Origin of the sequence: Gordonia sp. DT30, assembly GCF_049844915.1 — a bacterium.
Classification (GTDB): domain Bacteria; phylum Actinomycetota; class Actinomycetes; order Mycobacteriales; family Mycobacteriaceae; genus Gordonia.
Window position 1 is genome coordinate 1 of record NZ_JBNCLY010000002.1, and the last position, 19421, is coordinate 19421.

Consider the following 19421-nt stretch of genomic DNA (forward strand, 5'->3'; position numbering starts at 1 on the left):
TGTGGGAGAGTAGGACACCGCCGAACAACACTTCACAGAAATGCCCCGCAACCAGCAGGTTGCGGGGCATTTCTGCGTATGCATCGGTTCGCGCGGTCCGAACTTGTTCGCGCGGGCGGCGACCCTCAGTCCGAACCCTTGGGCACCACCACCATCGGAACCTGTAAGGCGCGCAGTAGTCTGGCCGCGGTCGCGCCGAAGAACAGTTGCTGCGGGCGCGCGAGCCGGCTGGAGCCGACGAAGATGATGTCGCCTGCGTCCCAGTCCAGCGATCCCACTGCGCTCTCGATGGTGTCACCGGTGAGTACCGCCGAGGTGACCTGCGAACCATCTGGCAAGTGTTCGCGAATCGTCGAGATGTGCTCGGCGAGTTGGTCGGTGGCGCTCGCGTACGCCGCCTCGAGATCGTCGGCGCGATGAGGTGAGGCATCGTCGGCGGTGACGAGTGAGACCAGACGCAAGGGCAGCCCGGAGCGCGAACACGCATCCACCGCGGCTCGGAGCAGTGGGGTGACGCCTGGTCGCCGTCCGATGGCGCAGGTGATGCGTCGCGGCGGCCGTGCGGTCTCCTGCGCCCCGAGCGGCGTGATCACCACCGGCGTCGTCGAGATGTGTAGCAGGTTGTTGACGACCGAGCCGAGTGCGTGGCGTCCGCGGATCCCGCCGCCCGATCCGCCGACGATGATGGCGGCGCAACCGGCGGACCCGGCCTCGGTGACCAAACCCTCGGCGGCATTCTCATGGAAGGCGATGTGCCCTTCGGCGACGACGTCGTCGGGAATGTGGCGCACTGCCTCTGACAACCAGTCCGCGGCCTGGGCGTCGAGCATCTCCGAGGTTCCCCGGACATCGTGGACACCGCCGCCGCCGCCGACGACGGGTGGAGGCGGCGGCGGTAGCACCATGCACACGTCGAGTCCCGCGCGAAATGGGCCCGTGAGAGCGATCGCGAGCGCCAGCGCATCCTCGCCCCCGGGGGTAGGGAGGTAGGCGGCAAGCAGTTTGCGGTCAGGCATGGCGGCTCCGATCGGCGATGTCCGGGTGTCCCGCTTCGATGCTCTCACCCTCGAGAGCGCACCACACGCGTCCGGCTCGGCCCGTCGGCGTCCCGGTCAGCTCAGATGGTGGACTTCCTGCAGTCCGTAGACCGGCGTCGGTATGTTTTCGTACCGCGCCTTGAGCTGCAGCGCGAGGTAGAGCGAATAGTGGCGTGACTGATGCAGGTTGCCGCCGTGGAACCACAGGCCGGGCTGCTGAGTCGGCTTCCACATGCTGCGCTGCTCACCCTCCCACGGCCCGGGGTCCTTGGTGGTGTCCGACCCGAGACCCCAGACCTTGCCGACACGCTCGGCGATCTCGGTACCCATCAGGTCGGCAGCCCACCCGTTCATCGAGCCGTAACCGGTGGCGTAGACGACCACGTCGGCGGCCAGCTCGGTGCCGTCGGCGAGAACGACGCTGTGTTCGGCGAGATGGTCGACGTCACCGTGTTCGAGTTTGATGGAGCCGTCGGCCACGAGTTCGCAGGCGCCGACATCGATGTAATAGCCCGACCCGCGTCGCAGATACTTCATGAACAGACCCGACTCGTCGTCGCCGAAGTCGAGCTCGAAGCCGGCGGCCTCGAGGCGGTCGTAGAACTCTTTGTCGCGCTCTCGGATCTGGTCGTAGAGCGGGATCTGGAACTCGTGCATGATTCGGTACGGCAATGAGGCGAACGTGAGATCCGCCTTTTTCGTCGTCATCCCGCCGGCGACCGCCTGCTCGCTGTAGAGGGCGCCGAGCCCGATCTCCATGAGCGAGTTCGACCTCACGATGTGGGTCGAGGAGCGCTGCACCATCGTGGTGTCGATGCCGTTGTCCACCAACGCTTTGCATATGTCATGCGCGGAATTGTTGGCACCGATCACGACGACCTTCTTGCCCGCGTATCCGTCGGGTCCGGGGTGTTGGCTGGAGTGGTGCGCCTCGCCGGCGAACACATCCTGGCCCGGGAAGTCGGGCACGTTCGCCTTTCCCGACATTCCGGTGGCCAATACCAGTTGCTCGGGACGCAGGGTCAGGCGCTCGCCGTCGCGATCGATGTCGACGGTCCAGCGGCCCGCGTTCTCGTCGTAGGCGGCTGACAGGCATGTCGTCCTGGACCAATACGGAACCTCCATGACCCGTGTGTAGAACTCGAGCCAGTCGCCGATCTTGTCCTTGGGCGCGAACACCGGCCAGTTCTCGGGGAACGGGAGATAGGGAAGGTGGTCGTACCAGACCGGATCGTGCAGGCACAGCGACTTGTACCGCTTGCGCCACTGGTCTCCGGGCCGGTCATGGCGGTCGATGACGATCGCCGGCACACCGAGCTGCCGCAGGCGGGCGCCGAGGGCGATACCGCCCTGGCCGCCGCCGACGACGAGCACGTACGGCTGCACTGTGCGGCCGAGCGCGACCTGTTCGTCGGCCCGTTTCTCCGCCCAGGATCGGGTGTCGGGATCGGAGCCGTGGACGGCCCCGAATAGCCGCCTCGCGCCCGTGGGCTCCTCGTGCCCTTTGAGTTCCTGCAATGCAGTCAGCAGAGTCCAGGCCTGGTCCTGCCCGGCTTCGCCGTCACTGCGTAGGCGCAGGTGTCCGATACCGCGTCCGGTGGCGGTCTCGAACTCGATGAAAGCCGAAACGACGCCGTCGTCCTCGGTCGCCGGCTCGCTGGTGGCGAAAGCGGACGGATCGGTGTCGTCGAGACGGGTTCCGAGCATGTCGGTGATCTGCCCTCGCCCCTCGACCGTCTTGAGATTCCAGGTGAACGCGACGAGGTCACGCCAGAAGCTGTCGGTGGCGAACAACGAGGTCACCGCGGGGACGTCGCGGGCCGCAAGTGCCGTCTCGAAGCGGGCCAGCCACGCCTGCGCACGCTGCTGAGGTGAGGCGCGATGGTCAGCGGAGTTCGGCGCGTCGGGTTCGAGTGTCTGGGTCATGCCGGGTTCCTTCGTCGTCGGTGAGCGGGTCATTCGGAGCATGTCGCGACTGTGAGTCACAGCACACTTCTCCCGTGTGCCCGGCGGCAAGAGTTGCAGACGGTTGCGCTCCGCCCGGCGGGGTCTTGCCGCCTGTGTCGTGCAACCGTCTGCAACCCGGCGACGGATTTTGCGGTCAGGGTGTGATCTGACGCACAATCGCAGAATGACGTCACTGCCGATCGGACTCGAACCCGCCGTCGCGGTGGGAGAGGATCCGCGCCGGTTCGCCGCGGTGTTGCATGCCGTGTACGACGCGGCGATGGCCGGCACCAAGCCGCCGGCCCGTCCCCGGCAGGTCATCAGCGAATCGTGGGATCGCGTCATCGGTGCCGGCGTCGACCCCGACCACGGGGCCGATCCGGCCGGGCTCGACATCGCCGAGATCGAGATGCGTCGCTCGCAGTCGGGCTTGCACGAGATCCTCGATGAGCTGACCCGAGGGTTGGCCTCGGTGATCTCCGACGGTGACAACATCCTCGTGGTCGCCGACGCCCATGGGCACGTGCTGTGGCGTAGCGGCGCCAACCGGGTGTTGCATCGCGCCGACCGCCTCGGCTTCGTCGAAGGGGCGTGCTGGGCAGAGGCGGCGGTGGGCACCAACGCGATCGGGACGGCCCTGGAGTCGGGCCGCTCGGTTCAGGTGTTCTCCGCCGAGCACTTCGTCCGCACCCATCACACATGGACATGTGCGGGCGCCCCGATTCGCAATCCGCGGACCGGCGCGGTGCTCGGTGTCGTCGACGTGAGTGGTCCGGCCGCGACCATTCATCCCACCACGCTGGCGCTGGTCGACACGGTGGCCCGACTCGCCGAAGCGCAACTGCGCGAACATCATCGGCGGGTACTCGACCAGCTGCGGTCGGTGGCGGCGCCCATCGTGGCGCGGTCCGAGGGCCCGGCGATCGCCGCCGACCCGGACGGCTGGGTCGCGGCGGTGGACTCGATGGCGCCGAGGACGCGTCTGCCGATCCCGCGCGGGCTCGCGCCGGGGCGCACATCCGTGCCCGGCCTCGGCCCCTGCGAGGTGGAGCCACTGCCGGGTGGCTGGCTGATCCGTCCGGTCGAGGCCGCCCATCCCACCCATACCACCCGCGTCGTCCTCGGTGCCGACGATGCCGGGGCGGTGGTCCGGGTGGCGGGTTTCGCCGGGGCCTGGACCGATCGCCTGACACCTCGTCACGCACAGATCCTCGGCATACTCGCCGCCCATCCGCAGGGGCTCCGCGCCGCGGACCTCTCGTTCGAATTGTTCGGCGTCGCCGATCGAACCATCACGGTGCGTGCGGAGATCTCCCGGCTGCGAAAGCGTTTCGGTGGCCTGCTCGGCGCCAATCCCTACCGGTTCGCCGGCGGCGTCGAGGTGAGTGACACGCGACGCCGCGCCGGCTGACTCCGCCATGGGTGTCGGTCCTCGGTCGCATGACCCCGGCAGGCGCGACTAGATTTGCCGTGTGCCGATCTCTCATGTCAACGGATACCTGAGCCACATCATGAATGAATGTGCGCCCGACCGATCCGGAACGTTGGCCGACTACATCCCCGAGCTGGCCGCGGTGGATCCCGACCGCTACGCACTGTCGATGTGCATGTATGACGGCAACACCTACTCACTCGGCGACGTCGACGTGGAGTTCACGATCCAGTCGGTGTCCAAACCGTTGACCTACGCGCTGGTGCTGTCTCGGCTCGACATCGCGGAAGTCGATGCGAAGATCGGTGTCGAACCGTCGGGTGAGGCGTTCAACGAGATCAGCGTCGACCAGCGGCGCCGGCCCCGCAACCCGATGATCAACGCCGGGGCGATCCTGGCCGCGTCGATGCTGTTGCCGTCCGTGCGGAACCTACCCGACGGCACGGTCGACAGGGTCTTCGCCGAACTCGTCGATTTCTACTCGGGCTGTGCTGGTCGGCAACTCACGATGGACGAGCAGGTCTACGCCTCCGAGGCCGCCTCCGGCTCGCGCAACCGCGCCATCGCCTACATGCTCGACAGTTTCGGTTCGGTCGCCACCGACCCGGACGCAGCGCTCGACCTGTACTTCCGGCAGTGCTCGTTACGCGTCACCAGCGGCGACGTGGCCACCATCGCCGCGACGATCGCGGCCGGTGGCGTCAATCCGCGCACCGGACGCCGTGTGTTGAGCAACGAGGTCGCCCAACGGCTGCTGAGCGTGATGACCACCTGCGGCATGTACGACGGTGCGGGCGACTGGGTGACCACGGTCGGACTACCGGCCAAGAGCGGCGTCGGCGGCGGAATCCTGGCGGTGTTGCCCGGCCAGCTCGGGATCGGGGTCTATTCCCCGCGCCTCGACGCACACGGCAACAGCGTTCGTGGTGTACAGACATGTCGGCGCCTGTCGCGCGATCTCGGTCTGCACATGTTCAACGTGACGCGTGAGAGCCGCGTGACGATCCGGTCCATCTATTCGATCGGCGAGTTCGAGGTCGGCGGCGACTGGGATGAGCTGGAACGCAGCTATCTGCGTACCTGTCGCGAGCGGGTGCGCGTCTACGAGCTGCAGGGCGACCTCACCTTCGCCGGCGGGGAATTCGCGGTGCGCCGGATCGAGAACGATCTCGCCGATCTCGACGTCGTCATCGTCGAGATCTCGCGGGTCGGGGTGATCGACCCGGTGGCACGCACCATGCTCCTCAGCGTCAAGCACACCACCGAGGCGCGCGGCCAGCGCGCGATGCTCGTCGATCCCGACGGGGTGGTCCGCGAGAGCGTGGCAAGTCACCGGTCGGACTTCGTGGTCCCCGATCTCAATGCGCCCGAAGAACTCCGGGGCCTCGATCCGGTCCTGCCGCATGTCCACTCGACGATGGCCGCAGCCGTTCGTGACGCCGAGGAGTTCCAGCTCGAGTTGTATCAGCGCTCCTGAGCCGGGCCCTCGCACCCGGAATCGGCGAGCCGATAAGCTGCCGACTGTGCGTCTGGTGATTGCGGAGTGCCAAGTGGACTATGTCGGGCGGCTCACCGCCCATCTGCCGATGGCGCGGCGGTTGCTGCTCATCAAGTCCGACGGTTCGGTGAGCGTGCATGCCGACGACCGTGCCTACAAGCCGCTGAATTGGATGAGTCCGCCGTGCAGCCTCACCGAGGCCGCGGTGCCCACCGAGGTGGCCGACGCGCACGACGAGGTGGCCGCGTACTGGGTCGTGACCAACAAGGCCGGGGAAGAACTGCGGATCACGATCACCGCGATCGAACACGACTCGAGTCACCAACTCGGTGTCGATCCGGGCCTGGTCAAGGACGGCGTGGAGGCGCACCTGCAGGAACTGCTCGCCGAGCATGTCGACACCCTGGGACCTGGGCACACCCTCATCCGCCGCGAGTACATGACCGCGATCGGGCCGGTGGACATCCTGGCCCGTGACGCCGACGGGGCGACTGTGGCGGTCGAGATCAAGCGTCGCGGTGAGATCGACGGCGTCGAGCAACTGACGCGCTACCTCGAATTGCTCAACCGGGACCCGCTACTCGCCCCGGTCAGCGGCGTCTTCGCGGCGCAACAGATCAAACCGCAGGCGCGCACGTTGGCCGAGGACCGCGGAATCCGTTGCGTCGTACTCGATTACGATGCGCTCCGCGGCGCGGAGAGTACCGAGTTCCGGCTCTTCTGAGCCACGCACCCCTGGCTCGGCCCGCGGTAGGGCAGCTCAGTCGTGCTCGGCCTCGAGCCGTGCTTCCCGTGAGAGCAGCGTGTTGAGCAATTCGTCGTCGCTGTATTCCGACGCCGACGTCAGCTCCGCGTCGACGTCGGTGGTGAGGAGCGCGGGAAGTTCGGCGAGCCGTTCGGCGACCCGGGCGAACTGGGCGACGATCTCGTCGCGCGATGTCGAGACCCGGTCGCCGAGGTCACGAGAGCGGGCGAGGCGCTCGGTGGCGATGGCGCGAGCAGCGGACTCGATGGCGTCGGCCTGCGCCTGCGCCGCATCGTGTTGCGCGGCCAGATCGGCATCGTGTCGTTCGCGCTCGTCCCGGAGCGTCTGGGCGGTTCGGCGTTCGAGTTCTTCGGCCTCGCTGCGGGCCTTGGCGGTGATGCGTTCGGCGTCGGCCTTGGCGGCCGCCATCGTCTTCTCGTGTTCGGCGGCCATCGCCGCAGCCCGATCCGCGCGCCGGCGGGCGGCCTCGTCGGCGTCGGCGAGTGCCGTCGTCTCGATCTGATCGACGCTGTGGCGGGTCTGCTCTGCGTGCGCATCGGCATCGGCGACGATCTTGTCTGCCTGCTCCCGCGCGTCGGCGATGATCCGATCGGCTTCTTCGGTGGCGTTGCGCTGTGTGTCCGCGGCCTCCTGGCGGGCGATCGATACGGTCTCGGCGGCCTCGGCGCTCGCGTCGGCGCGCATCTCCGACGCCTCATCCGAGGCGAGCTGCAACATCCGCGAGAGCCGCTCACTCATCCCTTGTGCGGTTGTCGGTGGAACCGACAGTTTGTCGACCTCGCGGCGCAACTCGTCGATCTCATCGCGCGCGTCCGTCAGATGTGCCGCGAGTTCACGGGCATGTGCCGTCGCCGCGTCTCGGTCGGCGGCCAGCACGCGCATGTCCGCGTCGATTCGGCGCAAACGATCGGCCACCTGTTCGCGGTCGTAACCGCGCATCACGACGGCGAACGGTAACTGTTGCCTGGGTGCCGGGGCTGCCATGGGGGCCAGTCTAACGGAGGCCGCGGCGATGCCGATCTGCCAAAGGTCCCCGTCGCACGGTGCCCGCGTAACGTTCGAGAGGTGTTGCGGCGCTGGTCAGTGCGCAGAAGCGGGTGCGGGCTCCACGAGTTCGAGAAGCACTCCGCCGGCGTCTTTGGGGTGGACGAAATTGATGCGTGAGTCGGCGGTCCCCCGCCGGGGTTCGGGGTAGAGCAGGCGGACGCCGTTGTCGGTGAGCCGCGCCGCCACCGCCGCCACATCCCGGACGCGCACGGCGAGCTGCTGCAGACCGGGGCCGCTGCGATCGATGAACTTCGCGATCGTCGACTCCGGGGACAGCGGGGCCAGCAGCTGGATCACCGCACCGCCGTCCACACCGGTCGGGCCGATCATCGCCTCGCGGACGCCCTGCTCGTCATTGGTTTCTTCATGCAAGGTGACGAAGCCGAGATTGTCGGCGTACCACTGCTTGGCGGCATCGAGATCGGGAACGGCGATGCCCACATGGTCGATGGCGACGACGAGGTCGGAGATCAGTGCGGTCGGCGCCTGGGCACCAGGGTCAGCTGCGGAAGTGCTCATTGCCTAACGGTAGCGTTGTAGACGACAAAGTAGGAGAGCGACCGCTCGGTAGGTACCGGCGGTCCAGGCTTGGAGGTCCCATGTCCACAGATCAGACGGCGTCGGTGATCGTTGCCGGCGCACGCACGCCGTTCGGACGGCTGCTCGGTTCGCTGAAGGGTTTCAGTGGCGTCGACCTCGGTGCCGTCGCCATCAAGGGCGCGCTCGAACGCGCCGGGGTGGCGGCCTCGGAGGTCCAGTACGTGATCATGGGGCAGGTGCTCACTGCGGGCGCCGGACAGATGCCTGCGCGGCAGGCCTCGATCAAGGCCGGGATCGGCTGGGATGTGCCGGCGCTGACGATCAACAAGATGTGCCTGTCGGGCATCGATTCGATCGCGCTCGCCGACCAACTGATCCGGGCGGGTGAATTCGAGGTCGTCGTCGCCGGTGGCCAGGAGTCGATGACGCAGGCCCCGCATCTGCTGCCGGGCAGCCGTAGTGGCTTCAAATACGGCAACACCGAACTCGTCGATCACCTGGCCTTCGACGGACTCTTCGATGCCTTCACCGATCAGCCGATGGGTGCGCTGACCGAGCAGGGCAACGACCTCGGCGCGGGCGCCGGGGATGAATACCGCGGGTTCACCCGCGTCCAGCAGGACGAGTTCGCCGCGCGCAGCCATCAGCTCGCGGCGACCGCCTGGAAGAACGGCGTCTTCGCCGACGAGGTCGTACCGGTATCCATCCCGCAGCGCAAAGGCGATCCCATCGAGTTCGCCGAGGACGAGGGCATCCGCGCCGACACCACCGGCGACTCGCTGGCCGGGCTGCGTCCGGCGTTCCGCAAGGACGGCACCATCACCGCGGGCAACTCGTCGCAGATCTCCGACGGCGCGGCCGCGGTGGTCGTCATGAGCAAGGCCAAGGCCACCGAGCTCGGTGTCGAATGGCTGGCCGAGATCGGACCGCACGGCGTCGTCGCCGGGCCCGATTCGTCGCTGCAGCAGCAGCCGGCGAACGCCATCATCAAGGCGTGCGATCGCGCCGGGATCACGCCCGCCGACCTCGATCTCATCGAGATCAACGAGGCCTTCGCAGCGGTCGGACTCGCCTCGACGAAGGCGCTGGGCGTCGATCCGGGCATCGTCAACGTCAACGGTGGCGCGATCGCCGTCGGCCACCCGATCGGGACCTCCGGCGCGCGCATCACCCTGCATCTGGCGCTCGAACTGCAGCGTCGGGGCGGCGGGGTGGGCGTGGCTGCGCTGTGCGGTGCCGGCGGTCAGGGCGACGCCCTGATCGTGCGCGTCCCCAAGGCCTGATCGCGACGGTGTGCCGTGGCGCTGTCACGGCACACCGCTTCGTGCTCGGCCGACCCTCTACTACGGCGAGTCGTAGATCGGCTCCCGCTCGGGCACAATGGAACGCATGACACAAATCTTTGACCTGTCCACACCGGCCAAACGCTTCCGGTTCGTCGCGGTCCTCGAAGCCATCACCTGGGCCGCGCTGCTCGTGGCGATGTTCTTCAAATGGGTGCTCGGCCACACCGAGGCCGTGCAGATCCCCGGAATGGTCCACGGAATCGTCTTCATCGTATTCGTGGCGATCTCGCTGCTCACCGCGTACGCGCTGCGCTGGAACGCGAAGATCACCGGGCTGGCGTTGGTTTCGAGCATCCCGCCGTTCGGGACCCTGGTGTTCGAGTGGTGGGCGCGCCGCAACGGCCACCTCGCCGAACTGTCGGCCCCGATCACCGCGGGTACTGCCGAGGCCGCGGTCTGAGGGAGTGACCATGATCGTCGCATTCAGCATCACCCCGTCCGGCGGCGAGGCAGTCGATGCCGACGGCGGGATGAGTGCCGCGGTGGCGCAGGCCGTGCGGGTGGTCCGCGAATCCGGCCTGCCGCATCAGACGACCGCGATGTTCACCTACGTCGAGGGTGAGTGGGACGAGGTGATGGCGGTGGTCAAACGCGCCACGGACGCGGTCGCCGCGCTCGCGCCCCGGGTCGGCCTCGTCCTCAAGGCCGACATCCGGCCAGGACACATAGGGGAGCTCGCAGGCAAGGTCGCTCGCGTCGACGCGCAACTGGAGAATTGACGACGACCGGGAGTCGCCGTCGGTTTCCGGGGTCGTCGCCGACCGCACCGAACGAGACACGTCTCGGCCGCGCCCGTGCCGCGGTCGCCGCCATCTTCTGTCTCAACGGATTTCTCGCCGCCCTCTGGGTGGCCCACATCCCGGTGATCACACAGCGCACCGGCATCTCGCATGAGGCGTTGGGCGGGATGCTGTTGTTGGTCGGTGCCTCGGCATTCGTCGGCATGCAGGTCTGTGGGCATCTGATCGACCGCTTCGGCTCGCGCCCGACGACACTCGCGGCCGCGATGGTCCTCTGCCCGGCGATGCTCGGGCCGGTGCTCGCGACCGGCCCGGCCGCACTTGCCGGTGCACTGGCGGTGTTCGGGTTCGTCAACGGCTCGCTCGACGTGTCGATGAATGCGCAGGCGGTGACCGTCGAACGCGCGTACCGGCGGCCGATCATGTCGGCGTTTCACGGATTCTTCTCGGTGGGCGGCCTGCTCGGCTCCGGCGCGGTGGCGCTCGGTCTGTGGATGCATTGGCCGGTGGTGGCGACCGTGGCGGTCCTCGGCGGCCTGGGCCTGATCGTGGTCGCCGCGGCGGCCACCGGAATCGTCGGCCCCGACTTCGGGAGGACCGGCAGCGGGTCGCCGAACGCGGATTCCGGCGCCGGTGATGCCGGTGCCCGCTGGTGGCACGAGCTCGATCTGCGCCGACTGGTGGTGATGGCCGCGTTGGCCTTCGTGCTGATGCTCGCCGAGGGCACCTCGTACGACTGGAGCGCCCTGCATGTGGTGGAGACCTTTGGCACTCCGGAGGCGATCGGTGCCCTCGCGTTTGCCGGCTTCAGTGCGGCGATGATGATCGCTCGATTCGTCATCGATCCGATCGCCGCGCGGGCCGGGCCGGTGGCCGTGGTCCGGTGGGGTGCGCTGATCGGGGCGCTCGGCATGATCGTCGCGCTGCTCCCGTCCTCGCCCACCCCGTCCTCGGCGACCATCGCCATCGTGGGCTGGACGATCTTCGGTATCGGCCTGGCCGGCCTCATCCCGCAGATATTCACCGCCGCAGGCAATCTCACCGAGCAGTCGAGCGGTAGGGCGATCTCGATGGTGGTGGGTTGCGGATATCTCGGCATGCTGGCCGGGCCGGCCGTGGTCGGCTTCATCAGCGGGCACTCCACACTGCGCGTGGGCCTCACGCCCGTACTGGTCGCGCTCGCGTTCGCAATCGTGGCCGCGGGGGTCGTCCGGCCACACCGGCGACGCGAGAACCCGGCGCGGTGATCGTGAGACAATGACCCAGTGAGCAGACCTACCAGCAGAGCACAGGCAGCCGCAGCCCAGCAGGCCGCCCAGCAGGCGGCCGTCGCCATGTCCGGCGCCGTCGATCTGTCCGCACTCAAGGAGCGTGCGGAGGCCCAACGCGCACCGCAGCGCTCCGCCCCGCCGGGCTCCGGGTCGACAGGGTCCGGGCCGGCCGACGGCCAGGGCGTGCAAACCGGTGGCGCCGTCATCGACGTCGCCGAGGAAACCTTCGAGGTCGACGTCCTCGAACGCTCGACGCGCCAGCTCGTCGTCGTCGACCTGTGGGCCACGTGGTGTGAACCCTGTAAACAGCTGTCGCCGGTACTCGAGCGCATGGCCGCCAGCGCGGGTGGCCAGTGGGTGCTGGCCAAGGTGGACGTCGACGCCAATCCCCGTATCGCCCAGGCATTCCGGGTGCAGTCGATCCCGATGGTGGTCGCGATCGCCGCCGGGCAGCCGGTGGCCGCGTTCAACGGGGTGCGCAGCGAGCAGGAGATCGCCGACTGGATCGACCAGATCTTGTCCGAGGTGGGCAGCCATCTCACCGGCGCGCCCGAGGCGGGAGCCGAGGAACCCGAGCCGAGTGACCCACGGATGGATGCGGCCGAGGATCTGCTCGACACCGGGGACTTCGATGGCGCGCTGACGGCCTACCGGGCCATCGTGGAGGCCGAGCCCGGCAACATCGAGGCCGCCTCGGCGGCACACAATCTCGAGTTCGTCCTGCGTGCCCAGGCCCACGATCCATCGATCGTCGAGACCGCGGCCGCCCACGATGTCGATGCGCAACTCGCCGCGGCCGATGTACTCCTGCTGTCACAGCAGCCGGAGGCGGCCTTCGACCGCATCATCGAGGTGGTGCGCACCACGAGCGGCGATGATCGCACTCGGGCGCGCACCCGACTGCTCGAACTCTTCGAGTTGTTCGAGCCGGCCGAACCCTTCGTCGTCGCGGCGCGGCGCAAGCTGGCGAGTGCCCTGTTCTGAGAGTGCGGTCGAACGGCCTCAGGACACCTTGCGGCGGTAGATGATCATCGCCGTGACGTGGGCTGCCACCAGTATGCCCGCACACCAGCCGAGAGCGACCCAGATGTCGCTGCCGACCGGCTGTTGCGCGAAGAGAGCGCGGATGGTGTTCACCATCGACGTGACCGGCTGATTTTCGGCGAATGCCCGCACCGGACCGGGCATGGATTCGGTCGGCACGAATGCCGAACTGATGAATGGCAGAAAGATCAGCGGATAGGCGAGCGCGCTCGCGCCGTCGACCGATCTGGCGGTCAGACCCGGAATCACCGCCACCCACGTCAACGCCAGGGTGAACGTGACGAGAATCCCGGCGACCGCGAGCCAGGCCAGAATTCCTGCACCCGAACGGAATCCCATCGCGAGTGCGGCGAGAACCACGATGCCCACCGCCACCATGTTCGCCAGCAGCGAGGTCAGTACGTGCGCCCACAGGGTCGCCGACCGTGCGATCGGCATGGACCTGAACCTATCGATCATCCCGCCACTCATATCCGAATAGAGGCGGAATGCGGTGTAGGAGATCCCGGAGGCCACCGTGATCAGCAGAATTCCGGGTAGCAGATAGTCGATGTAGGAGCTCGCCCCGGCATCGATCGCCCCGCCGAGGACGTAGACGAACAGCAGCAGGAACGCGATCGGCATGACCGCGGTGGTGATGATGGTGTCCGGACTGCGTGTCACATGCCGCAGGGTGCGTCCGAGTAGGACGTTCGTGTCGGTGACGAAGTGGGCCATCACGGCTCCTTCGAGGTGGCCTCGCCGACCACGGCGAGGAAGATGTCTTCGAGGGACGGTTGCTTCTCCACGTACTCGACCCTCGCAGGCGGAAGCAGTGCCCTGAGTTCGGCCAGGGTCCCGTTCTCGATGATGCGACCCTGATGGAGGATCGCGATGCGGTCGGCGAGGTGCTCGGCCTCGTCGAGATACTGGGTGGTGAGCAACACCGTGGTACCCCGGCGGGCGAGGGCGGCGACCGATTCCCAGACCTCCTGCCGCGCTTGCGGGTCCAGGCCGGCCGTCGGCTCGTCGAGGAAGACGATCGGCGGGTCGCCGATCAGGCTCATCGCGATGTCGAGCCGTCGGCGCATCCCGCCGGAGAAGGTCGCGACCCGTCGCGTTGCCGCATCGGTCAGCCCGAATCGTTCCAGGAGGTCGGTGGCGATGGCCTCGGGGTCGGGTCGATGCCGGAGCCGGGCGATGAGTACGAGGTTCTCACGTGCGGTGAGGATATCGTCGACGGCGGCGAATTGGCCGGTGAGACTGATGGATTCGCGCACCTGGTGCGGATGTCGGGTGACGTCGTACCCGTTGACCCGGACGGTCCCGGCGTCGGGTCGGCCCAGCGTCGCGAGGACCTTGACGGTGGTGGTCTTGCCCGCGCCGTTGGTCCCGAGAAGTGCGAAGATGCTGCCGTTGGCGACCTCGAAGTCGACACCACGCAGAACGTCCAGCCCGTTGTACGACTTACACAGTTCGGCAACGGAAATGGCCGGCTGCGCCTCGGCTGGTTGTGAGATGGTGGTCATCGCGGGCGTCCGTCGGGTGGTGCTCGGCCGCGATCGCCTTGTCGACCGCGGCGGTCAATCGCTTGCGCTCCCTGTGGATCCATGACGCCTCGGGATAGTTGCGCAGGAATCCCTCGGCGAACTCGATCGGGTCGGTGCCGACGAGGTCGGCGATCTCGGTACCGTCGGCGGCGGCCTGCTCGAACAGGTCGGTGAGGTCTTCGAGCAGGGACATCAACGCGTCGGTCTCCGAGGAGGCGAAGAAGTAGATGTAGTGCTCCACGGCATCGAGAACGTCGCGGTGAGTGTCGGGGAGTGCGTCCTTACGGGCTTTGTATGCGCGCCAGCGCTTCTTGTCGCCGATGAGTTTGCGCAATACCATTGTCATTCCTTTCGGTTGCGGAGTGTGTCGAGCCGGGCGGTCAGAAAGTCCCAGGTGTGCCAGAAGTCATCGAGATATGCACGACCGGAGGCATTGAGCGAGTAGACCTTTCGTGGTGGGCCCTTCTCGGAGGGCACCTTCTCGACGTCGACGAGTCCGCGCTTCTCGACACGTACGAGAAGTGCGTAGACGGTGCCCTCGGCGATGTCGGTGAACCCCTGCTCCCGTAAAGCGGTGGTGATCTCGTATCCGTAGGCCGCGCGCAGCGCCAAGATCGCCAGGATGATGCCCTCCAGGGTGCCCTTGAGCATCTCGGTCATCTGTTTACCCATGTGCACCTTCTCTACTCTGTGTCGATGAGTACCGGTACATAGTAGCGCTGAGTAGTAATTGTGCAAGAGGTCTCTCGATGCCCAGACGACGGCGCCGGGTCGAGAACCTCGACCCGGCGCCGTCGGGAGTCAATCGGTGTGGCGGCTCAGGGTGTCGCCGGTGGCTCCTCGGCCGGCACCGGTGCCAGCCAGATCGCCGAATTCGCCGGCAACATCACCGCCGCCGAGACCGGGCGCGCGTGCCACGGCTTGTCGTCGGTGACGACGCTGCCCAGATTGCCCTGACCCGAACCCTCAAACGCCGACGAGTCGGTGTTGAGGACCTCGGTCCACGTGCCCGGCACCGGAAGGCCGACGCGATAGTTGCTGCGGTCGGCCCCGGAGAAGTTGAACAGGCAGGCGAGCACCGATCCGTCCGAGCCGTGGCGCAGGAAGCTGATGACGTTGTTGGCGGTGTCGTTGGCGTCGATCCACTCGTATCCCGCAGGATCGGTATCCCGGCTGAACAGGGCCGGGGTATCGCGGTAGACGCGATTGAGGTCGGACACCAAAGCCGAGATGCCCGAATGCAATTCGCCTTCCCAGCCCGTCAACTGCGGCCAGTCCAGGCTGCGATCCTCGGCCCATTCGCGGGTCTGACCGAATTCCTGGCCCATGAACAGCAACTGCTTACCGGGATGCGCCCACTGGTATGCCAGAAACACCCGCACGCCGGCGGCTTTGGTGAACGAGTCACCGGGCATCCGGCTCCACAAGGTGCCCTTGCCGTGCACCACCTCGTCGTGGGAGAGCGGCAGCACGAAATTCTCGCTGAAGGCATACATCATCGAGAAGGTGATCTCGTGGTGATGGAAGCTGCGGTGTATTTGATCGCGGCCGAGATAACCCAGGGTGTCGTGCATCCAGCCCATGTTCCATTTGAAGCTGAAGCCCAGGCCGCCGAGATCGGTCATCCGGGTGACGCCGGGCCAGGCCGTCGACTCCTCGGCGATGGTGACCGCGCCGGGGAAGTGCTTGTGCACGGTGGCATTGGTCTCCTGCAGGAACTGCACCGCCTCGAGGTTCTCCCGTCCGCCGTAGATGTTGGGACGCCACCCGCCCGCAGGCCGGGAGTAGTCGAGGTAGAGCATCGACGCGACGGCGTCGACCCGCAGGCCGTCGATGTGGAACTGGTCGAACCAGTACAGCGCGTTGGCCACCAGGAAGTTGCGGACCTCGCGCCTGCCGAAGTCGAAGATGTAGGTTCCCCAGTCGAGTTGCTCGCCGCGCATCGGGTCGGCGTGCTCGTAGAGCGCCGTGCCGTCGAAGCGGGCAAGCGCCCACTCGTCCTTCGGGAAATGGGCGGGCACCCAGTCGACGATGATGCCGATCCCGAGCGCGTGCAGGTGATCCACGAGGTGACGGAAATCGTCGGGATGGCCGAAGCGGGCGGTCGGCGCGTAATAGCTGGTGACCTGATAGCCCCACGAGCCGCCGAAGGGGTGTTCGGCGACCGGCAGGAACTCGACGTGGGTGAAGCCCTTCTCGATCAGGTAGTCGCCGAGTTGCTCGGCGATCTCGCGGTAGGTCAGTCCTGGCCGCCACGATCCGAGGTGGACCTCGTAGATGCTCATCGGCTCGGCGGCCGGGGCGCCGGTCGCGCGCCGGGTGAGCCACGCGTCGTCGGACCAGTCGAAGGCCGAGCGGGTGACCACCGAAGCCGTTGCCGGCGGCACGTTGGTGCGTTGGGCCATCGGGTCGGCCTTTTCCCGGATCACCCCGTCGGCGCCGTGGACCTTGAACTTGTACTGGGTGCCGTCGGCGATATCGGGGACGAAGACCTCCCAGATGCCGCTCGAACCCAATGAACGCATCGGGGCGGTGCGTCCGGTCCAGTCGAAGTCGCCGATGACCGCGACGCCATGGGCGTTGGGGGCCCACACCGAGAAGGCGGTACCGGCGACCTCGCCATCCGGGGTGGTGTAGCCGACCAGACGCGCGCCGAGGATCTCCCACAGCTGTTCGTGGCGACCTTCGCCGAACAGGTAGCGGTCGGTCTCGCCGACGCTGGGCAGGAACCGGTAGCCGTCGGCGACGACGTAGGAAGTCCGGCCACCCTTGCCGTCGGGGTATTCGACGCGATAGCGGTAGTCGATGAGTCCGTCGATGGGTACCGCGACGACGAACAGGTCGTCGGTCTGGGCGGTCATCGGGTAGTCGACGCCGCCGATGACCGCGGTCACCGACGCGGCGTGCGGTCGCAGGGTTCGCAGGATGGTGAATCCGGTGCCGGTGTCATGGGCGCCGAGGAAGGCGTGCGGATCGGGATGGGTCAGCGCGGCGAGCCGTCGCAGATCGTGGTCTGGGGCGAACGGATCGGGGTGACCGCAGACCGGGGAGGCCGTCGCGCGGGCGTCGTCTTCGGGATCGGGTGGTTGCGGGGTGGTGGTCACGGTGTCCTCGTCCTCTTCGTCGTCCCTCACCGAATACGGTAGGAAAGCTGCTGTGCCAGAGCCGGTTCCAGTGGCGGCAGCGCCAGAATGTGGGCCACCGACCGCCATGGCTCGAGCTGGATGAAGTTGGCCTGACTCCAGCTGTACTCCTCTCCGGAGACCTCGTCACGGACACCGAAGTGGTCCTGCCAATCGAATCCGAGGGACGGCATGTCGAGCCAGAGGGTCGCTGTCTCGGTGCCGAACGGGTTGAGGTTGATGACGACCAGCACCCGGTCGCCGGAGACCGGGTCGATCTTCGAGTACGCGATCAGTGCCGGGTTCTCGATGTGGTGGAAGGTGATGTTGCGCAACTGCTGTAACGCCGGATGGCGGCGGCGGATCGCGTTGAGCGAGGTGATCCACGGTTCCAGTGACTCACCGCGCGAGGACGCGGCCTTGTAATCACGGGGGCGCAGCTCATATTTCTCCGAATCGAGGTACTCCTCGCTGCCCTGCCGGACTGCGTGGTGCTCGTAGAGCTCGTAACCGGAATAGACGCCCCAGGTCGGCGCGAGGGTCGCCGCCAGTGCAGCGCGCAGCGCAAACATCCCCGGACCGCCGTGTTGCAGGCTCTCGTGCAGGATGTCGGGGGTGTTGACGAACAGATTCGGCCGCGACTCGTCGGCATGGGCGGCGAGTTCGATGCCGAACCTCTCGAGTTCCCACTTCGCGGTCTTCCAGGTGAAGTAGGTATAAGACTGCGTGAATCCGAGCCGGGCCAGGCCGTAGAGCCGCGCCGGGCGCGTGAAGGCCTCGGCCAGGAACAGCACCTCCGGGTGGCGCGTCTTGACCTCGGTGATCAGCCACTCCCACAGATTCGGTGGTTTGGTGTGCGGATTGTCGACCCGAAAGATCTTGACGCCCAGATCAATCCAGTGCAGTACGACCTGCAGGACCGCCCCGTAGATGCCTCGGCGGTCGTTGTCGAAATTCAGTGGATAGATGTCCTGATACTTCTTCGGCGGGTTCTCGGCGTAGGCGATGGTGCCGTCGGGCAGGGTCGTGAACCAGTCGGGGTGTGTCGCGGCCCAGGGATGATCCGGCGCGCATTGCAGCGCGAAGTCCAGTGCGACCTCCATGCCGAGTTCGCGGGCCCGGCCGACGAAGTACTCGAAGTCCTCCTCGGTTCCCAGCTGCGGGTGGATCGCGTCGTGGCCGCCGTCGTCGGAGCCGATCGCCCACGGCGACCCGACGTCGTCGGCGCCGGCGATCAGCGTGTTGTTGGGTCCCTTGCGGTTGACCTTGCCGATCGGATGGATGGGCGGGAGGTAGACGACGTCGAATCCCATGTCCGCGATGCGCGGCAGATCCTGGGCCGCGGTGAGGAAGGTGCCGTGTACCGGGCGCCCCTCATGGTCCCAGCCGCCGGTCGAACGCGGGAACATCTCGTACCACGATCCGAACAGCGCCCGCCGACGGTCTACCCACACGCGGTGGGTGCGGCTCTTGGTGACCAACTCGCGCACCGGGTGGTGATGCAGCAATCCGGCCACGGCGTCGGCGATCGCGGGCGCAATCCGGGTGGACAGCGACATGTCCGCAGCGCGCAGCAGCCGGATGGCATCGTCGAGAACCCCTCGTTCGGAGGGAGCGATCTGCTCGCACGCCGCCGAGAGCACGCGCGCACCGATCTCGAGGTCGTTGGCCAGATCCTCCGCCGACTGCCCGGCCTCGATCTTCTTGACGATGCCTGATCGCCACGTGGTGTACGGATCGCTCCACGCCTCGACGCGGAAGGTCCAGAAACCCTCGGCGTCGGGGACGAACGCGGCGTTGAACTGATCGGGTTCGACCGACGGCGACATCGTGAGGTTGAAGACGCGTCGCCGTGGCGCCTCGACCCGAAGGGTTACCCCGAGCGCGTCATGGCCCTCGCGCCAGGCGGTTGCACTGACCGGGATGGCCTCGCCCACAACGGCTTTGGCTGGATACTGGCCCGCCGAAACCAATGGTTGAATGTCGTCGATGCCCATCCGGCCGATCACTCACGGCCCCCTTTCTCACCTGACCGGAGGTCGGCGGTGGATGCGTCGTCGTTGCCGCGTGACGCGTGTGGCCGTGGCGTCACGTACTCATTC

At 67.2% G+C, this 19421-nt stretch carries 18 protein-coding genes; 8 read left to right on the forward strand and 10 right to left on the reverse strand.

Annotated features, from left to right (window positions below; all coding sequences use genetic code 11):
• Nucleotides 1-125: 125 nt before the first annotated feature.
• Both ACLQ3C_RS01975 and ACLQ3C_RS01980 read right to left on the reverse strand, forming a co-directional pair.
• Nucleotides 126-1016, reverse strand: a complete 891-nt coding sequence (locus ACLQ3C_RS01975) for a universal stress protein (protein WP_425702961.1) — start codon at nucleotides 1014-1016, stop codon at nucleotides 126-128.
• Between the two features lie 96 nt (nucleotides 1017-1112).
• Nucleotides 1113-2963 (reverse strand): NAD(P)-binding domain-containing protein, encoded by a 1851-nt coding sequence (locus ACLQ3C_RS01980; RefSeq protein ID WP_425702963.1) that lies wholly within the window; start codon nucleotides 2961-2963, stop codon nucleotides 1113-1115.
• Between the two features lie 205 nt (nucleotides 2964-3168).
• Here ACLQ3C_RS01980 and ACLQ3C_RS01985 point away from each other — a divergent pair, with 205 nt between their 5' ends.
• From ACLQ3C_RS01985 to nucS, 3 genes are all read left to right on the forward strand, one after another.
• On the forward strand, nucleotides 3169-4395 hold the full coding sequence (locus ACLQ3C_RS01985) for a GAF domain-containing protein (protein ID WP_425702965.1): 1227 nt from the start codon (nucleotides 3169-3171) through the stop codon (nucleotides 4393-4395).
• A gap of 61 nt (nucleotides 4396-4456) precedes the next feature.
• Nucleotides 4457-5893, forward strand: coding sequence for a glutaminase A (glsA, locus tag ACLQ3C_RS01990; protein ID WP_425702967.1), 1437 nt, complete (start codon nucleotides 4457-4459; stop codon nucleotides 5891-5893).
• A 46-nt stretch (nucleotides 5894-5939) separates the two neighbouring features.
• Nucleotides 5940-6638 carry an endonuclease NucS gene (nucS, locus tag ACLQ3C_RS01995; protein WP_425702968.1) on the forward strand — a complete coding sequence of 233 codons (699 nt, stop codon included), beginning with the start codon at nucleotides 5940-5942 and terminating at the stop codon, nucleotides 6636-6638.
• Nucleotides 6639-6674: 36 nt separating this feature from the next.
• On the opposite strand, the gene ACLQ3C_RS02000 is transcribed toward nucS, so the two are convergent.
• Together ACLQ3C_RS02000 and mce are read right to left on the reverse strand one after the other, a co-directional pair.
• Nucleotides 6675-7664, reverse strand: a complete 990-nt coding sequence (locus tag ACLQ3C_RS02000; protein WP_425702970.1) for a DivIVA domain-containing protein — start codon at nucleotides 7662-7664, stop codon at nucleotides 6675-6677.
• 96 nt (nucleotides 7665-7760) lie between these two features.
• The gene (gene mce / locus ACLQ3C_RS02005) at nucleotides 7761-8246 is read right to left on the reverse strand and encodes a methylmalonyl-CoA epimerase (protein ID WP_425702972.1); all 486 of its coding nucleotides are present in this window, start codon (nucleotides 8244-8246) and stop codon (nucleotides 7761-7763) included.
• A gap of 80 nt (nucleotides 8247-8326) precedes the next feature.
• On the opposite strand from mce, the gene ACLQ3C_RS02010 reads away from it, so the two are divergent.
• The 5 genes from ACLQ3C_RS02010 to ACLQ3C_RS02030 all read left to right on the forward strand — a co-directional run bounded on the left by ACLQ3C_RS02010 (nucleotide 8327) and on the right by ACLQ3C_RS02030 (nucleotide 12608).
• Nucleotides 8327-9550, forward strand: coding sequence for an acetyl-CoA C-acetyltransferase (locus ACLQ3C_RS02010; RefSeq protein WP_425702973.1), 1224 nt, complete (start codon nucleotides 8327-8329; stop codon nucleotides 9548-9550).
• A 97-nt stretch (nucleotides 9551-9647) separates the two neighbouring features.
• The gene (locus ACLQ3C_RS02015; RefSeq protein WP_425702975.1) at nucleotides 9648-10013 is read left to right on the forward strand and encodes a DUF3817 domain-containing protein; all 366 of its coding nucleotides are present in this window, start codon (nucleotides 9648-9650) and stop codon (nucleotides 10011-10013) included.
• A 10-nt stretch (nucleotides 10014-10023) separates the two neighbouring features.
• A complete protein-coding gene (locus ACLQ3C_RS02020; RefSeq protein ID WP_425702976.1) occupies nucleotides 10024-10332 on the forward strand; it encodes a thiamine-binding protein in 309 nt (102 codons plus the stop codon).
• A complete protein-coding gene (locus ACLQ3C_RS02025; RefSeq protein ID WP_425702977.1) occupies nucleotides 10329-11600 on the forward strand; it encodes an MFS transporter in 1272 nt (423 codons plus the stop codon). Before ACLQ3C_RS02020 ends, ACLQ3C_RS02025 begins: the two co-directional genes overlap by 4 nt.
• Nucleotides 11601-11687: 87 nt before the next feature.
• The gene (locus ACLQ3C_RS02030) at nucleotides 11688-12608 is read left to right on the forward strand and encodes a tetratricopeptide repeat protein (RefSeq protein ID WP_425703509.1); all 921 of its coding nucleotides are present in this window, start codon (nucleotides 11688-11690) and stop codon (nucleotides 12606-12608) included.
• 18 nt (nucleotides 12609-12626) lie between these two features.
• Here the strand turns inward: ACLQ3C_RS02030 and ACLQ3C_RS02035 are convergent, their stop codons facing one another.
• From ACLQ3C_RS02035 to ACLQ3C_RS02060, 6 genes are all read right to left on the reverse strand, one after another.
• Entirely contained in the window at nucleotides 12627-13388 is a 762-nt protein-coding gene (locus ACLQ3C_RS02035) for an ABC transporter permease (RefSeq protein WP_425702979.1), read from the reverse strand.
• Nucleotides 13385-14176, reverse strand: coding sequence for an ABC transporter ATP-binding protein (locus tag ACLQ3C_RS02040; RefSeq protein WP_425702981.1), 792 nt, complete (start codon nucleotides 14174-14176; stop codon nucleotides 13385-13387). Before ACLQ3C_RS02040 ends, ACLQ3C_RS02035 begins: the two co-directional genes overlap by 4 nt.
• Nucleotides 14115-14537, reverse strand: coding sequence for a DUF1048 domain-containing protein (locus tag ACLQ3C_RS02045; protein WP_425702982.1), 423 nt, complete (start codon nucleotides 14535-14537; stop codon nucleotides 14115-14117). Before ACLQ3C_RS02045 ends, ACLQ3C_RS02040 begins: the two co-directional genes overlap by 62 nt.
• A gap of 2 nt (nucleotides 14538-14539) precedes the next feature.
• A complete protein-coding gene (locus ACLQ3C_RS02050) occupies nucleotides 14540-14869 on the reverse strand; it encodes a PadR family transcriptional regulator (RefSeq protein ID WP_425702983.1) in 330 nt (109 codons plus the stop codon).
• 146 nt (nucleotides 14870-15015) lie between these two features.
• On the reverse strand, nucleotides 15016-17301 hold the full coding sequence (gene glgB / locus ACLQ3C_RS02055) for a 1,4-alpha-glucan branching protein GlgB (protein ID WP_425703511.1): 2286 nt from the start codon (nucleotides 17299-17301) through the stop codon (nucleotides 15016-15018).
• A 26-nt stretch (nucleotides 17302-17327) separates the two neighbouring features.
• On the reverse strand, nucleotides 17328-19328 hold the full coding sequence (locus ACLQ3C_RS02060) for a maltotransferase domain-containing protein (protein ID WP_425702984.1): 2001 nt from the start codon (nucleotides 19326-19328) through the stop codon (nucleotides 17328-17330).
• Nucleotides 19329-19421 lie beyond the last annotated feature (93 nt).

What these genes read in the sequence shown, in the direction of transcription:
- ACLQ3C_RS01980 (WP_425702963.1), bottom strand. Translation starts at nt 2,963, where the DNA reads ATGACCCAGACACTCGAACCCGACGCGCCGAACTCCGCTGACCATCGC.
- ACLQ3C_RS02050 (WP_425702983.1), bottom strand. Translation starts at nt 14,869, where the DNA reads ATGGGTAAACAGATGACCGAGATGCTCAAGGGCACCCTGGAGGGCATC.
- ACLQ3C_RS02040 (WP_425702981.1), bottom strand. Translation starts at nt 14,176, where the DNA reads ATGACCACCATCTCACAACCAGCCGAGGCGCAGCCGGCCATTTCCGTT.
- ACLQ3C_RS02010 (WP_425702973.1), top strand. Translation starts at nt 8,327, where the DNA reads ATGTCCACAGATCAGACGGCGTCGGTGATCGTTGCCGGCGCACGCACG.
- ACLQ3C_RS02000 (WP_425702970.1), bottom strand. Translation starts at nt 7,664, where the DNA reads ATGGCAGCCCCGGCACCCAGGCAACAGTTACCGTTCGCCGTCGTGATG.
- ACLQ3C_RS02020 (WP_425702976.1), top strand. Translation starts at nt 10,024, where the DNA reads ATGATCGTCGCATTCAGCATCACCCCGTCCGGCGGCGAGGCAGTCGAT.
- ACLQ3C_RS02045 (WP_425702982.1), bottom strand. Translation starts at nt 14,537, where the DNA reads ATGGTATTGCGCAAACTCATCGGCGACAAGAAGCGCTGGCGCGCATAC.
- mce (WP_425702972.1), bottom strand. Translation starts at nt 8,246, where the DNA reads ATGAGCACTTCCGCAGCTGACCCTGGTGCCCAGGCGCCGACCGCACTG.
- ACLQ3C_RS01975 (WP_425702961.1), bottom strand. Translation starts at nt 1,016, where the DNA reads ATGCCTGACCGCAAACTGCTTGCCGCCTACCTCCCTACCCCCGGGGGC.
- ACLQ3C_RS02030 (WP_425703509.1), top strand. Translation starts at nt 11,688, where the DNA reads ATGTCCGGCGCCGTCGATCTGTCCGCACTCAAGGAGCGTGCGGAGGCC.
- ACLQ3C_RS01985 (WP_425702965.1), top strand. Translation starts at nt 3,169, where the DNA reads ATGACGTCACTGCCGATCGGACTCGAACCCGCCGTCGCGGTGGGAGAG.
- ACLQ3C_RS02015 (WP_425702975.1), top strand. Translation starts at nt 9,648, where the DNA reads ATGGAACGCATGACACAAATCTTTGACCTGTCCACACCGGCCAAACGC.